Origin of the sequence: Bradyrhizobium sp. TM102 (assembly GCF_009176685.1) — a bacterium.
Lineage (GTDB): Bacteria > Pseudomonadota > Alphaproteobacteria > Rhizobiales > Xanthobacteraceae > Bradyrhizobium > Bradyrhizobium ottawaense.
Genome location: NZ_AP021855.1, coordinates 1138335 through 1152783 on the forward strand (window position 1 = coordinate 1138335; position 14449 = coordinate 1152783).

The window sequence follows — 14449 nt, forward strand, 5'->3', positions numbered from 1 at the left end:
AGGAGCTTTGATGCCCGCCATCACTTTCATCCATCCCGACGGCAAGTCCGAGCGCATCGAGACCGCGGACGGGGAGAGCGCCATGCAGACCGCGACCCGACACGGTCTCGACGGCATTCTGGCCGAATGCGGCGGCAACGCCATGTGCGCGACTTGCCATGTCTATGTCGACGAGGGCTGGCTCGCGCGGCTGCCCGGCATGGCCGACGACGAGGATGCGCTGCTTGACGGCACCGCGAGCGAGCGGCTGCCCAACAGCCGGCTGTCCTGCCAGATCAAGATCACGCCGGAGCTCGACGGGCTCGTCGTGAAGCTGCCGGAGCGGCAGGTCTGAGTCTCGACGCGCCGGCAACGACCGGCGCGGCAAACCATCAAACAGGGGAGGGAACCATGAAACATCTGAAATGGACGCTTGCGTTGGCCGCGAGCCTGGTGGCCGGCGCGGCGAGCGCCGAGATCTCGGACAATGTCGTGCGCGTCGGCGTGCTCAACGACATCTCCGGCATCTTCCAGGACACTAACGGCATGGGCTCGGTGGAAGCCGCGCGCATGGCCGCGGAGGATTTCAACGGCGGCGGCAAGAACATCAAGGTCGAGATCGTCTATGCCGACCACCAGAACAAGGCCGATGTCGGCAATGCCATTGCGCGCAAATGGCTCGACGTCGAGGGTGTCGATGCCATCGTCGACGTGCCGAACTCGGCCGTAGGCCTCTCCATCAACACGCTGCTGCGCGACAGCCGCATGACGTTCCTGGCGTCCTCGACCGCAAGCTCCGATCTCACCGGCAAGGCCTGCTCGCCCAACACCATCCAATGGGTCAACGACACCTGGGCCACCGGCAACACCACGGCGGCCGCGATGGTCTCGCGTGGCGGCAAGGACTGGTATTTCCTCACAGTCGATTTCGCGCTCGGCAAGGGCATCGAATCGGAAGCGCAGAAATACATCGAGGCGCATGGCGGCAAGGTGCTTGGCTCCTCAAAGCACCCGCTCGGCACCTCCGACTTTGCCTCCTTCCTGTTGCAGGCGCAGGGCTCGAAGGCTCAGGTGATCGGCCTTGCCAATGCCGGCGGTGACACCATTAACGCGGTGAAGCAGGCCGCCGAGTTCGGCATTCAGCAGAACGGGCAGCGGCTCGTCGCCTTCCTGCTCTTCATCAACGACGTCCACGGCATGGGCATCAAGGTCGCGCAGGGCCTCCAGCTCATGGAAGCCTTCTACTGGGACATGAATGACGACACCCGCGCCTTCGCCAAGCGGTTCGCCGCCCGTCCCGGCATGAACGGCAAGATGCCGAGCGGCAACCAGGCCGGCGTCTATGCCTCGACGCTCGCTTATCTCAACGCGGTCGCCGCGACCGGCAGCGACAATGCCAAGGACGCCGTGCCCGAGATGAAGAAGTTCAAAGGCAAGGACAAATTGTTCGGCGACACCACGATCCGCCAGGACGGCCGCGTCGTGCATCCGATGTACCTGTTCGAGGTGAAGAAGCCGGAGGAGTCGAAATATCCCTACGACTATTACAAGCTGGTCTCGACGATTCCGGCCGACCAGGCGTTCCGCCCGCTGGCGGAAGGCGGGTGTGAATTGGTGAAGTAAGGGAGCGAGCGCCGTCTCTTTCACCCTCCCCTGGAGGGGGAGGGTCGATCGCGCGCAGCGCGAGCGGGGTGGGGTGATCTCTCAACACGGGCAGTGTCTGCGCGGAGAGACTGTCACCCCACCCCGCTACGCATTTCGCTTCGCTGCATGCTTCGCGACCCTCCCCCTCCAGGGGAGGGTAAGAGGAACGTGCCGCGATAGCCCCTACACCACCTTACTGCTCCCCTGGGTGATCAGCCGCGCTGCCCGCTGGTCCCGCGCGTAGATCCAGAGCCAGCTCAGCGCGACACTGAGCCGGTGGCGCAGGCCGATCAGGAAGTAGATGTGGGCGATGCCCCAGATCCACCATGCGATCGCGCCGCGCAGCTTGAAGCGGCCGAAGTCGATCACGGCGAGGCGCTTGCCGATCTGGGCGAGGCTGCCGGCATGCTTGTAGCGGAACGCGCCCTTTGTCTCGCCTCGCAGTCGCGCCTTGATCGTTTCGGCGACGTGACGGCCCTGCTGCTTGGCGGCCGGCGCGATGCCTGGCACCGGCTTGCCGTCCCAGGCGTTGATGCTGACGGTATCGCCGATCGCAAAGATCTCGGGATGGCCTGGTATCGTCAGGTCGTCTTCGACCTGTACGCGCCCGGCGCGATCGGCTGGCGCGTCCAGCCATTCTGCGGCGGGAGAGGCGCGGACGCCGGCGGCCCAGATTCGGGTCTTTGCCTCGAGCAGCTTGCCGCCGAATACCACGCCCTCACGATTGATCTCGGTGACGGCCTGCCCCAGCACGACCTCGACGCCGATCTTCTCCAGCGAGGCCTGCGCATAGGCCGAGAGATCGTCGGCGAAGCCCGCGAGCACGCGCGGCCCCGCCTCGATCAGCACCACGCGCGCCTTGGTCGTGTCGATGTTGCGGAAATCGCCGGGCAAGGTGTGACGCGCCATCTCGGCGATGGTGCCGGCGAGCTCGACCCCGGTGGGGCCGGCGCCGACGATGACGAAGGTCAGCCGCGCCGCGCGCTTCGCCGGATCGGTCTCGCGCTCGGCGCGCTCGAACGCCACCAGGATGTGGCGGCGCAGCGTGGTGCCGTCCTCCAGCGTCTTCAGGCCCGGCGCGAACTGCTCCCATTCGTCGTGGCCGAAATAGGCGTGACGCGCGCCGGTGGCGAGCACCAGCGTGTCGTAGGGCACCTCGCTGCCGTCGTCGATCAGCACGCAGCGCCTTGCCGCGTCGACGCCGCTGACCGTCGCGAACAGCGTCGTCACCTCGGGCCTGTCTCGCATCAGGTGGCGGATCGGCCAGGCGATCTCACTGGTGGCGAGCGAGGCGGTTGCGACCTGATAGAGCAGCGGCTGGAACAGATGATGGTTGCGGCGGTCGATCAGCGTGATCTCGACCGGCGCACCCGCAAGCCGGTAGGTCGCCTCCAGCCCGCCGAAGCCGGCGCCGACGATGACGACGCGATGCGGTGTCGTGGTCATGATGTGCCCTCGAATCTCGCTGCTCCACATCCCCATTTAAGTGCGGATCGGACGCTGCGGTCCAATAGCTGTCATCAATCGCCGCATAGGCCGGATGTATCGATCGGGCGCGAAAAAGCGCCGCAGGGTTGATCTAAGTAAGCAGAATTATATTTCTTGCCATCGCCGATTGGGGCGAAATATGGTGCAGGGGTGGGCGCTGAGCCATTGGCGGCGCGACAGATTTTGCGTTCAATAGAGACAGGCCCGGGGCGGCGATCACCCCGTTTTCCGGGACCGATAATAAGGAGGGGAGTGGTTATGAGGACGGCATTCTGGCTGGCGGGCGCAGCGGCGCTGGTGCTGGCGAGCCCGGCATTCGCCGGCGACACCATCAAGATCGGTTTCGTTTCGACCTTCAGCGGCCCGACCGCCGTGATCGGCAACGATATGCGCAACTCCTTCGAGCTCGCGCTGGATCACATGGGCCGCAAGATGGACGGCAAGCCGGTCGAGGTCATCTACGAGGATGACGGGCAGAAGCCCGATGTCGGCAAGCAGAAGACCGAGAAGCTGGTGCAGTCGGACAAGGTCGATTTCATCGTCGGCTACATCTGGTCGAACGTGCTGCTGGCCTCGCTGAAGACCGCGGTCGACTCGCAGACCTTCCTGATCTCGGCCAACGCCGGCCCGTCGCAGCTCGCCGGCGAACTCTGTTCGCCTTACGTGTTCTCGACCTCCTGGCAGAACGACCAGACGCCGCAGGCTATGGGCCTCTACATGAACCAGAAAGGCGTCAAGAGCGTGTTCCTGATCGGGCCGAACTACGCGGCCGGCAAGGACATGCTCGCGGGCCTGAAGAACACGTTCAAGGGCGAGATCAAGGGCGAGGAATACACGGTGTGGCCGAGCCAGCTCGATTTCTCAGCCGAACTCTCCAAGGCGCGCGCCTCGGGCGCGGAGTCGATCTTCGTGTTCTATCCGGGCGCCGCCGGCGTGCAGTTCCTCAATCAATATGCGCAGGCCGGTTTGAAGAGCACGATGCCGCTCTACACCGCCTTCACGGTGGACGAGCTCTCGCTGCCGCTGCAGAAGGAGAACGCGCTCGGCGTGCCCGGCGCGCAGGAATGGGTCAACGACCTCCCGAACGAGCAGAACAAGCGCTTCGTCGCCGACTACCGCAAGAAATATCCCGGCCTGCGCCCGACCTATTACGGCGCGCAATCCTATGACGCCGCCCAGCTCATCAACAGCGCGGTGGTCGCGGTGAAGGGCGACACCAGCAAGAAGGACGCAATGAAGGCCGAGATGGAGAAGGCCAACTTCAAGTCGCTGCGCGGCGCGTTCAAATACGGCAAGAACCACATCCCGGTGCAGAGCTTCTATCTCCAGGACGTCGTGAAGGACGCCGAAGGCCAGCTCTCGCTGAAGACGGTCGCGACCATCGTGGAGAACGACCAGGATCGTTTCCACGACAAGTGCAAGATGAAGTAGCTACAAGCGACGTTGCCCCTTCTCCCCTTGTGGGAGAAGGTGGCGCGAAGCGCCGGATGAGGGGTATCTCTCCGCAGATTCCCTGCGAGAGTTGATCGCACGGATAGAGACCCCTCACCCGTCTCGCCGCTTTGCGGCGAGCCACCCTCTCCCACAAGGGGCGAGGGGAAGAAGTGTCTACACCCTTGGCATGCTCGCGGGCCGCACTTCGCGGGCCTGGGCTGCGAGCCTGATCCCGGCATTGGCCGCACCGAACCCCTGATAATCCCTGCGCTCGACGATCTCGAAGAAGAACCGCTCGTCGAAAATGTGGGTGTAGACCTGGAAGAACTCGCCGTCGCCCTCGCGGTCGTAGAGGATGTGGTTGGTGCGCAGCTGCGCCATCAGCTCGGGCGCGAGGTCGTATTTGGCTTCGATGTCGTCGTAGTAATTGTCTGGGATATCCAGGAAATCCGCGCCGCGCTTGCGCATCTCCGCGACCGTCGCAAAAATGTCCCGGCACGAGAACGCGACGTGCTGCACGCCCGAGCCGAAGAACTCCGAGATGAAGCGTGCCGGCAACGTCCGGTTGGCGGAGGAGCCGTTGAGCACGAAGCGCAGGCTCTGGTCGGCGTTGATGATGGCCTGGCTCTGCACCAGGCCTCGGGGATCGGCGATCTCCATCTGCGGCAGGCGCTTGAGGTCGAGGATGCCGGTGTAGAACAACAGCCAGGACAGCATCTCGTCATAGGGCATCGACTGCGCGATGTGATCGACGGCGAGCAGCGCGTCCGCGCCTTTGTCGCTCGCAACAGGCTCGAAATCCGTGTCCCAGTTCTTGCCGGCCTGGTCGAGGAAATACAGCAGGCTGCCGCCGACGCCGTGGATCGCCGGGATTTCGAGCTCGCCCGGCCCGACCGGCTGGTAGAAGGTGCGCGCCTTCAGCATCTCCGCACGCTGCATGGCAAGGCCGGCATTGTCGACATCGAGCGCAATCGCGCAGACGCCGGGGCCGTGCGTCACATAATGCGAATGCGCAAAGCCGTCGGTTTCGCTGTTGATGACGAGCTCGACCTTGCCCTGCGACCAGCGCTCCACCGCCTTGCTGCGATGCGCGCCGGACTTGCGGAAGCCGAGCTGCGCCAACAGGCGGGCGAGCTCGCTGGCCTTGGTCTCGTTGACGGCAAACTCGATGAACCCGGTGCCGCGGCTCTTCGCTTTCGGTGCCAGCGGTTCGGCGGCGAATCTCGGCCAATCCGGCGCAAGCTGGTCCTCCAGCAGGATCAGCGAGCGCAGGCCGTCGAGCGCGGTCTGCGCAGCGGAGCCGGCGCGGAACTGGTCGTTGAAGATCTCCAGTGACAGCGGCCCGGCATAGCCGGTCGCCGCGATCGCCGCCATGAACTCACCGACCGGCAGATCGCCCTGGCCGGGGAAGGAGCGGAAATGCCGGCTCCACGACAGGATATCGAGCTCGAGCTTTGGTGCGTCGGCAAGCTGCACCAGAAAAATCTTGTCGCCGGGAATCGAGGCCATCGCGCGGGTCGGAAGGCCCGGCGCCAGCGCGTGGAAGCTGTCGAGGATGATTCCGATCGCGGGATGATCGGCGCGGCGCACGATCTCCCAGGCGTCGCGATAGTCGTTGACATGACGTCCCCAGGCCAAGGCCTCGTAGCCGACGCGCAAGCCCCGACTGGCGGCGCGTTCGCCCAGCTCGCGAAAATCGTCGGCGGCGCGATCGATGCCGCCGAGCGAGGCGGGCGAGACGTTGGAGCAGATCAGCAGCAAATCAGTGCCGAGCTCCTGCATCAGATCGAACTTGCGTTCCGCGCGGGCAAAATTGCGTGCGCGCTGCGGCTCCGGCATGCCCTCGAAATCGCGGAACGGCTGAAACGCGCAGATCTCGAGATTGAGATCCTTGCAGAGCTTCGCGATGTCGCGCGGGCCGGCGCCGAACGACAGCAAATCGTTCTCGAAGATCTCGACCCCGTCGAAGCCGGCGGACGCGATGGCGCGGAGCTTCTCGTCGAGAGCGCCGGAGAGGGAGACGGTTGCGATCGAGCGCTTGTTCATGTTGCCTGCTCCATGATCCGCCCCGGTGAGACTTTTCGGCCCGTGCGTGCCGCTTCGCTGACGGCTTCGACGACGGCGAGTGTCGCTGTCGCATCCTCGACCGAAATCAGAGGCCGTTCGCGGCCTGCGATCACCGCCAGGAAATGCCGGAGCTGTTCAACGAGTGGATCGTAAGTGGAGAGTGCGACGGGCTCGCGAACCAGCGGCACGTGCCAGCCGGGATCTTGCGGGTAGGACCACAGCTCCATATTCGGCACCGACAGTGACCCGCGCGTGCCGGCGAAGACGTAGCAGGGCTGATCCTGCTTCGGGTATGCCGCGTTCTCGCCCGAGGTCAGCTCCCAGCTCCACGGCGCCGGCGTCGCATCCGAAACGGTCATGGTTCCGAGCGCCCCATTGGCGAAGCGCAGCAGCAGCCCGGCGGTGTCCTCGACGGCAAAGCCGCGCACCATGTTCGACGTCAGTGCCTGCACCTCGGCGATCTCGCCGCAGATGAAGCGGAGATTGTCGATGTCATGGATCAGATTGATCAGCAGCGGCCCGCCGCCGTGCTCGCGCCGCCAGGCGATCTCGAAGTAATCGTCGGGCTTCTTCAGCAGCCACAGCCCGGCCACGGCCGTGAGCTGGCCGAGCTTGCCGGCTGCGATGGCCTCGCGGGCGGCCTTGATGATGGAATTGTGGCGGCGATGATGGCCGACCAGCATCGGCACGCCGCTGCGCTTCACCGCCTCGCAGAGCCGACGTGCCGCTGCGACGCTGTCGGTGACCGGCTTCTCGATAAGCGCGGGCACGCCGGCCTCTGCGCAGTCGAGCGCCATCGGAAGATGCAGCGCGTTGGGCGAGGCGATGATCAGGCCGTCGGGCTTTTCCTGCTCCAGCAATGCGCGATGATCGGCGTGCCAGGGTGCGTTGCGTGCTTGCGCGAATTCCTTGGCCGCAGGCGAGGGGTCGGCAATGCCGGCCAGCACGCAGTCCGCCGAGGTCGCAATCAGTCCGGCATGGCGGCGGCCGATCAGGCCGGCGCCGGCGACGGCGATGCGCATTCGCGCGCTCATGCCGCGCTCTCCTCCATGGCTCCCCCGAGAAAGAGCTGGCCGATGCGGGGATCGTTCAGGATGCGCTTGGCGTCGTCAACCATGCGGGTCTGACCGAGCTCGAGCACGATGCCGATGTCGGAGATCTCCAGCGCCGAGCGCGCGTTCTGCTCGATCATCAGGATGGTGACGCCGCGGTCGCGCAGGCTCTTGAGGATGTCGAAGGTCTGCTGCACCATCAGCGGCGACAGGCCGATCGAGGGCTCGTCGATCAGCACCAGTTTTGGCTCGAGCAGCAGCGAGCGGGCGATCTCGAGCTGCTTCTGCTCGCCGCCGGACAGCGTGGAGGCCTGCTGCGTCGACTTCCGCCGCAGCGCCGGGAACAGGTCAAGCGCGGCCTCGATCCGCGCGGGCAGGTCGAGGCCCTTGCCGGCGGCGACGCCGCCGAGCTCGATATTGTGGCGCACCGACAGCTCGGGGAAGATGTTGCGGCCCTGCGGCACATAGCAGATGCCGGCATTGAGCAGCGCGCGCTGGCTCAAATTGGTGACGTCGCGGCCGGCAAAGCTGATCTTGCCCTCGCGCAGCTTCAACAGGCCGAAGATCGCCTTGAACACGGTGGACTTGCCGGCGCCGTTGGGGCCGATGATCGTGGTGATCGTGGCCTCCGGCACGGCAAAGGTCGTGCCGTTCAAGATCGTCATCTTGCCGTAGCCGCCGACGAGATTGTGAACCGAGAGGATTGGCTCGCTCATGGTCGGCTCCTTCAATGACCCAAATAGGCTTCGATCACGGCGGGGTTCTTGCGCACCTCGTCCGGCCGCCCCATCGCCAGCACCTTGCCTTCCGCCATCACCATCACGCGCGAGCACAGCGACATCACGAACTCCATGTTGTGCTCGATCACGACGAAGGTGGCGTTCTTCTCGCGGTTGATTGCGACCAGGCGGTCCTTCAGGTCGGCCAGCATCGACGGGTTGACGCCGCCCGCGGGCTCGTCGAGCAGCACCAGGCGCGGGCCGCCCATGAAGGCCATGGCGGCGTCGAGCAGCTTCTGCTGGCCATAGGATAATCCGCCGGCCGGCTCGTCGGCGAGATGATCGAGCTTGAAGAAGCCGATCATCTGGTTGGCAGTCTCGGTCAACCCGGCATCGGAGCGGCCGACCAGGCGCGAGGCCATGTTGCCCTGGTGCTCCTGGCCCGCGAGGATCAGGTTCTCGCGGACCGAGAGCTTTGGAAACACCTGCAGCAGCTGGAAGGTGCGGCTGACCCCGAGCTTGTTGAGCTCGGAGGGGCGGAGGCCCGTGACGAGCTTGCCGTCGAGCTTGACCTCGCCGCCTGACGGGGTGAGCTGGCCGAGGATGCAGTTGAACAGCGTGGACTTGCCGCAGCCGTTCGGACCGATCAGGCCAAGGATCTCGCCCTCGCGCACGTCGAAGGAGACGCCGTCGACGGCGCTGATGCCGCCAAAGTTCTTCTTGATATCGGTGACTTCGAGGACCGCACTCATTGCACCGTCTCCAGGCGGGATTTTGCGACGGCGCGCAGCGCGGAGGCAGCCTTGGTGCGGCGCTCGGCGAGATAGCGGTCGAGGATTCCCAGAATGCCGGTCGGCGACCAGATCAGGAGGAGCATCACCGCCACCGCGTAGAGCATCAGATAATAGCCTTCGGTGAAGCGCAGCCATTCCGGCAGCAGCACCGCGATCATCGCGCCGAGGAACGGGCCGAAATAGAAGCCCGCGCCGCCGACGATCACCATCATCAGAAGGTCGAGCGAGAGCGACAGGTTGAAGGGCACGGGATCGATGTATTGCGTGAGCGGCGCATAGAGTGCGCCGGCGATGCCGCCGAGCGCCGAGCCGATCGCGAATGCCATCAGCGTGTAGCGGCGGGTGTCGATGCCGAGCGATTGTGCGCGCAGCGGGTTCTCGCGTAGCGCCATGAAGGCGCGGCCCCAGGGCGAGCGAATCAGCCACCACACCGCCAGCGACACGATCGCGAGCGAGCCGAGGCAGACGTAGTAGAACGGCAGCGGCTTGTTGGTCGCGAAACCGAAGATATGCGGACGCGGGATGTTGGAGATGCCATAGATGCCGCCAGTGAGCCAGCTCTCGTTGCGGAACACCAGGAAGGCGAGGGTGGAGAAGGCCAGGGTGACGAAGGCGAGGTAGTGATGCTGCACGCGCAGCGCGGGATAGCCGAGCACCCAGCCGACCGCGAAGCTGAGCACGATGGCGACGACGATCGCCGCCGGCAGCGGCCAGCCATGGGTGGTCATGATCGCCGCCGCATAGGCACCGATGCCGACGAAGGCGCCCTGCGCCAGCGAGACCTGGCCGGCATAGCCGAGCGTGAGGTTGAGGCCCATCGCAGCGATGGTCATCACCGCCCACTGGCTCAGGATGAACAGGCCGTAGCGGTTGAAGTTCATGGGGACGATGATCAGGCCGGCGATGACGATCAGGCCGAGCGCGATCTTCAGGGGGTTGCCGAAGCTGATCATACCGTGCGCTCCTCGGCGCGGCCGAGCAGTCCTTGCGGCCGGAACAGGATGACGGCGATCAGGAAGATCATCGGCACGGCGGCGCGGTACTGCGTCGAGATATAGGCGGCCGCGAGATTGTCGAGCACGCCGATCAAGAGGCCGCCGGCGATCGCGCCGCGGACCTGGTTGAAGCCGCCGACGATCGCCGCGATGAAGGCGGCCTGGCCCAGCACCTCGCCGGACGAGAATTTTGCGAGGTAGATTGGTGTGATCAAAAGCGAAGCCAGTGCGACCAGGAAGGCGTTGATTAGGAAGGTCAGCAGGATCATGCGCTCGACCGGCACGCCGATGATGCGTGCCACCGTCGGGTTCTGCGCCGCCGCCTGCATCTGGTGGCCGAGCGAGGTGCGATTGAGCAGTGCAGTCAGGCCGAACACCGCAACGATGGCGACGACGAGCACGCCGATGCTTTGCAGCGATACCGCGTGGCCGAGGATGGAGATGTCACCGGTCGGCACGATCGACGGGAAGGGCGAGGCCTCGGCGCTGAAGAACTGTTTGACGGCCTCCTTGAGGCCGATCGCCAGCGCCATCGTCGCAATCGCCAGCGGCAGCACGCCGTGGCGCATCATCGGGTCGACCAGCAGCAGCTTGAAGCCGAGTCCGAGCAGGATCATCGACAAGAGGATGCCGAGGATGATCGCGAGCCAGAACGGCGCGCCGGCATGCATCGCCGCCAGCATCAGGAACGCCGGCAGCATCACGAACTCGCCTTGCGCGAAATTGATGGTCTGCGAGGTCTGCCACAGCAGCGTGAAGCCGACCGCGACCAGCGCATAGATCGCGCCGGTGGCCAGTCCCGCGACCAGAAGATCGAACAGATTGGACATTTTCTCCCCTCGTGTCCCTCGCTCTGTCTTCCCCCTCTCCCCGCTTGCGGGGAGAGGGTTGGGGTGAGGGGGAGTCTCCGCGGGGTCGCTGACAGTCGGACTCGCGGAGGCTCCCCCTCACCCGGATCGCATCTACGATGCGATCCGACCTCTCCCCGCAAGCGGGGAGAGGTGAAAGACCACGTTCCTCACTTCACCTTGGGCAGCACCTGCTTCACCACCTGCTTGCCTTCGACCACCTCGACCAGAAAACTCTGGCGGTCGATGTCGCCGGTGTCGCTGAAGGTGACGTCCATCAGGATGCCCGGCTCGTCCGCGGCCTTGATGGTGAGACCGTGCAGCGTCTCGGCAAACTTCTTCGGGTCGACCTTGCCCATCTTCTCGGTGGTGGCTTTCACCATGTAGACGGCGAGATAGCCCTTCAGGCCGTTATGGTCGGGCACGTAATTGTACTTCTTGGAAAATTTCTCGCGGAACGCCTTGATCAGGTCGACCGGGGCATCGGTGGTGAGGCCGACATGGCCGCGTGCGCCGTTGGCGGCGTCGCCGGCGAGCTCGATCACCTTCTGGCCGATCAGCGTGGTCTCGCCCATCAGCGGCGCGGTGACGCCCTGGCGCTTCAGCTCCTTCAGGATGCGCGCGCTCTCCTCCTCGTTCAGGTAGACGAACACGGCGTCCGGATTGGCAGCCTTGATCTTGCCGACGTCGGCGGCGAAGTCGGCCTGGCCCGCCTCGGTCGAGACGTCGGCGACCACCTTGGAGCCGAGCCGGTCGAGCTCCTTGACGACGACGTCGCGGCCGCCGCGGCCGAAGTCGTTGTTGACCCAGACCACAGCGACCGTCTTCGCCTTCATCTCGTCATGGATGTATTTCGCGACCTTCGGCATCGAGGATTGCTGGCCGAACGAGGTGCGGAACAGGAACTTGTTTCCAGCCTGCGTCAATTCGGCGGCTTCGCCGCCCATGATCTGCGCGATGCCCGCTTCGGCGGCGAGCGGCGCGGTGACCTTGACCGAGCCGGAGTAGCCGGGCCCGAGCAGCACATAGGGCTCGGCGTCGAGCGCCTTCTGCACCTGGGCGCGGGCGACGCCGGGGTTGGATTGCGAGTCGGCATGGCTGACTTCCAGCTTGCGGCCGAGCACGCCGCCCTTGGCGTTGATCTCCTCGATGGCGAGGTCGATGCCGTTCTTCCAGTTGGTGCCGACGGTGGCGCCGCCGCCCGAGAGCTCGGCGACGTTGGCGAGCTTGATGGCCTGGGCGTGGACGCTGGTTGCAGTCGCGAAGGCAAGCAGGGCGCCTGCCAGCAGGGTCGATTTCATGGTTTCTCCTCCCATTTTTCGTCGAAATTGTCCGCGGCCTTGTGTCGGCCGCTTCGGTTTACGCTGCGTGGTAGGCCGAGCTTCGTGCCGCCATCACCTCGTCGAATGCCTCTCCCATGACCTCGGTCGATGGGGCAAGGCCCGTGAACAGTTCGAAAGCGTCGGCAGCCTGGTAGATCGCGAGCTCCCGCCCGGTCATGATCCGCGCGTCCTTGGCTTGTGCCGCCGCCAGCAGCGGCGTGATCAAGGGCGAATAGACGGCATCCGCCACCCAGAGCTTTTCATGCAGCAAATCGGCGGTGACCGGCATGCCCCGGTTCGGCAGCATGCCGACCGGCGTGCCGTTGACGAGACCGGTTGCGCCGCCCAGCGCATCCTCGACGCTTGCGGCGATCCTCGCTCCACCACGTGGTGCAAGCAGGGAGACGAGCGCCGCGGCGCGCGCCGGCTCGCTGTCGAAAATGCGGATGTCGGACACTTTCAGGCTCGCCAGCGCAAACGCGATCGCCTTGCCGACGCCGCCGGCGCCGATCACCGCAACGGCATTCCCCGCGGGCGCCAGCAGCGGCGCCACCGCGCGGGCAAAGCCCGTGGTGTCGGTGTTGTGGCCGGTCAGGCGGCCGTCCCTGACGACGACGGTGTTGACCGCGCCCATGCTGGCTGCGCCCGGCGCCAGCTCGTCGAGCAGCGGGACCACTGCCTCCTTGTAGGGGTAGGTGACGTTGACGCCGGCAAAGCCGAGCCGCCGCACGCCCTCGAGCATCATGCGAAGCCCGGCCGCATCGGCGCCGGCGACCTCGATGAGCTGGTAGTGGCCGCGCAGGCCAAGCGCCTCGGCAGCGCGCTCATGCATGGCGGGGGACGCGGAATGTGCGATCGGCGCGCCGATCAGGCCGGTGAGGAGCTTCTTGCTGGCGGCGTATCCGCGCTTGGACATGGTTCGCTATCGTCTCAAAGGGAGCGTTCGGTCCCGGCCATTAGCGGGGAAATCCCGCAAGTCCAAGGGCAGTTCCAGGTGCGACGATAGCCTTTCCCTCGCCTAACACAATTACCCTTTTATCCGGCAAACCTAACATGATGTTATTTCTTCCGTCCGCGCGCGCCGCCGGCCTTGCCGTTGCCGCGGGACGGCTCGACCGCGCGCATCTCGGCGCGCAGCGACTCGATGAAAGACTCGGCATGGAGCGACAGCGGCGCGCCGCGCTTGACCGCGATGTAAGTGTCGAACCGCGTCGGCTCGGTGATCTTCAGAAGCTCGATCCCGGGATAGCCGCCGTGAGCCACCGTGAACTGGTCGATGATGGCGATGCCGAGGCCCGCCTTCACCAGCGCGCAGACCGTGGTGCCGAAGCGCGCGCGGATGGTGATGTTGTAGGCGAGACGGTTGCGCGCAAAGATCTCGGCCATGATCCGGCCGTAGGGATCGTTGGGATCGATGCCGATCAGCGGATAGCGGGTGATCTCGGCGGCCGAGACCTGCTTGCGGCCGGCGAGCTCATGCCCCGGCGGCACGATGCAGTACAGCTCGCCCGAGGCCAGCGGCATGAAGTCGAGCCCGGAATGCTCCAGCCGGTAGCTCATCGCCACGCACTCGCCGCGGCCGAGCATGAGATAGTCGATGGCCTCCTCGAGCTTGAGGATGTTGATGTCGATGCCGAGATCGGGATAGCGGCGCCGGACGCGCTCGATCGCGCGCGGCACCATCACCTGCGAGATGCTCGGCACCGAGCCGATGCGCAGCTCCGACAGGCCGCCGCGGCCGATCTTGGAGATGATCTCGGAGAGATCGTCGACCTTCTTGTAGACGCCGTTGATCTGCTCGAAGATGTTCTCGGCTTCCGGCGTCGGGAAGTAACGCCCGTTCTGGCGCTGGAAGAAGCGGATGCCGAGCGAGCGCTCGGTGTATTTGACGAGGCGGCTGATCCCCGGCGCAGAGACGTTGAGCAGCTTCGCCGCACCGCCGATGGTGCCCGTCACCATCACGGCACGGATCACTTCAACCTGGCGCAGCGTCATCATGTTCTTGGCACCCGAGAGAGGATCGCGGCGGCGATCATCTCACGAGAGCCGCGATGTCATCCAGCGGCAAGTGTGTGGATGTGGATGGGCAGGGAAGTCGCTCTCGTGT

At 65.3% G+C, this 14449-nt stretch carries 13 protein-coding genes; 3 read left to right on the forward strand and 10 right to left on the reverse strand.

The features are described from left to right. The first annotated feature begins 10 nt into the window (after nt 1-10). On the forward strand, nt 11-334 hold the full coding sequence (locus GDN70_RS05255; protein WP_028139741.1) for a 2Fe-2S iron-sulfur cluster-binding protein: 324 nt from the start codon (nt 11-13) through the stop codon (nt 332-334). Nucleotides 335-390: 56 nt separating this feature from the next. Beyond that, nucleotides 391-1602 (forward strand): ABC transporter substrate-binding protein, encoded by a 1212-nt coding sequence (locus tag GDN70_RS05260; RefSeq protein ID WP_038946876.1) that lies wholly within the window; start codon nt 391-393, stop codon nt 1600-1602. A 204-nt stretch (nt 1603-1806) separates the two neighbouring features. On the opposite strand, the gene GDN70_RS05265 is transcribed toward GDN70_RS05260, so the two are convergent. Then, nucleotides 1807-3069: an NAD(P)/FAD-dependent oxidoreductase gene (locus GDN70_RS05265; RefSeq protein WP_028139743.1), complete on the reverse strand. Its 1263-nt coding sequence runs from the start codon at nt 3067-3069 to the stop codon at nt 1807-1809. Nucleotides 3070-3369: 300 nt separating this feature from the next. Between GDN70_RS05265 and GDN70_RS05270 the strand changes: the two genes are divergently transcribed. Beyond that, nucleotides 3370-4542 carry an ABC transporter substrate-binding protein gene (locus GDN70_RS05270; protein WP_026201746.1) on the forward strand — a complete coding sequence of 391 codons (1173 nt, stop codon included), beginning with the start codon at nt 3370-3372 and terminating at the stop codon, nt 4540-4542. A 177-nt stretch (nt 4543-4719) separates the two neighbouring features. Here the strand turns inward: GDN70_RS05270 and GDN70_RS05275 are convergent, their stop codons facing one another. From GDN70_RS05275 to GDN70_RS05320, 9 genes are all read right to left on the reverse strand, one after another. Continuing rightward, entirely contained in the window at nt 4720-6591 is a 1872-nt protein-coding gene (locus tag GDN70_RS05275; protein ID WP_097668836.1) for a bifunctional sugar phosphate isomerase/epimerase/4-hydroxyphenylpyruvate dioxygenase family protein, read from the reverse strand. Beyond that, on the reverse strand, nt 6588-7646 hold the full coding sequence (locus GDN70_RS05280; RefSeq protein WP_038970761.1) for a Gfo/Idh/MocA family protein: 1059 nt from the start codon (nt 7644-7646) through the stop codon (nt 6588-6590). Before GDN70_RS05280 ends, GDN70_RS05275 begins: the two co-directional genes overlap by 4 nt. Continuing rightward, complete coding sequence (locus tag GDN70_RS05285; protein ID WP_038946883.1) at nt 7643-8380, reverse strand: ABC transporter ATP-binding protein; 738 nt, start codon at nt 8378-8380, stop codon at nt 7643-7645. The genes GDN70_RS05280 and GDN70_RS05285 overlap by 4 nt, the downstream gene beginning before the upstream one ends. 11 nt (nt 8381-8391) lie before the next feature. Then, complete coding sequence (locus GDN70_RS05290) at nt 8392-9135, reverse strand: ABC transporter ATP-binding protein (protein ID WP_038946884.1); 744 nt, start codon at nt 9133-9135, stop codon at nt 8392-8394. Then, entirely contained in the window at nt 9132-10130 is a 999-nt protein-coding gene (locus GDN70_RS05295; RefSeq protein WP_152102251.1) for a branched-chain amino acid ABC transporter permease, read from the reverse strand. The genes GDN70_RS05290 and GDN70_RS05295 overlap by 4 nt, the downstream gene beginning before the upstream one ends. After that, nucleotides 10127-11002, reverse strand: a complete 876-nt coding sequence (locus tag GDN70_RS05300) for a branched-chain amino acid ABC transporter permease (protein WP_028139749.1) — start codon at nt 11000-11002, stop codon at nt 10127-10129. The genes GDN70_RS05295 and GDN70_RS05300 overlap by 4 nt, the downstream gene beginning before the upstream one ends. 188 nt (nt 11003-11190) lie before the next feature. Further along, nucleotides 11191-12321 carry an ABC transporter substrate-binding protein gene (locus GDN70_RS05310; RefSeq protein WP_152102252.1) on the reverse strand — a complete coding sequence of 377 codons (1131 nt, stop codon included), beginning with the start codon at nt 12319-12321 and terminating at the stop codon, nt 11191-11193. Between the two features lie 58 nt (nt 12322-12379). After that, entirely contained in the window at nt 12380-13258 is an 879-nt protein-coding gene (locus tag GDN70_RS05315; RefSeq protein ID WP_028139750.1) for a shikimate dehydrogenase, read from the reverse strand. Between the two features lie 143 nt (nt 13259-13401). Beyond that, entirely contained in the window at nt 13402-14340 is a 939-nt protein-coding gene (locus GDN70_RS05320; protein WP_028139751.1) for a LysR family transcriptional regulator, read from the reverse strand. Nucleotides 14341-14449 lie beyond the last annotated feature (109 nt).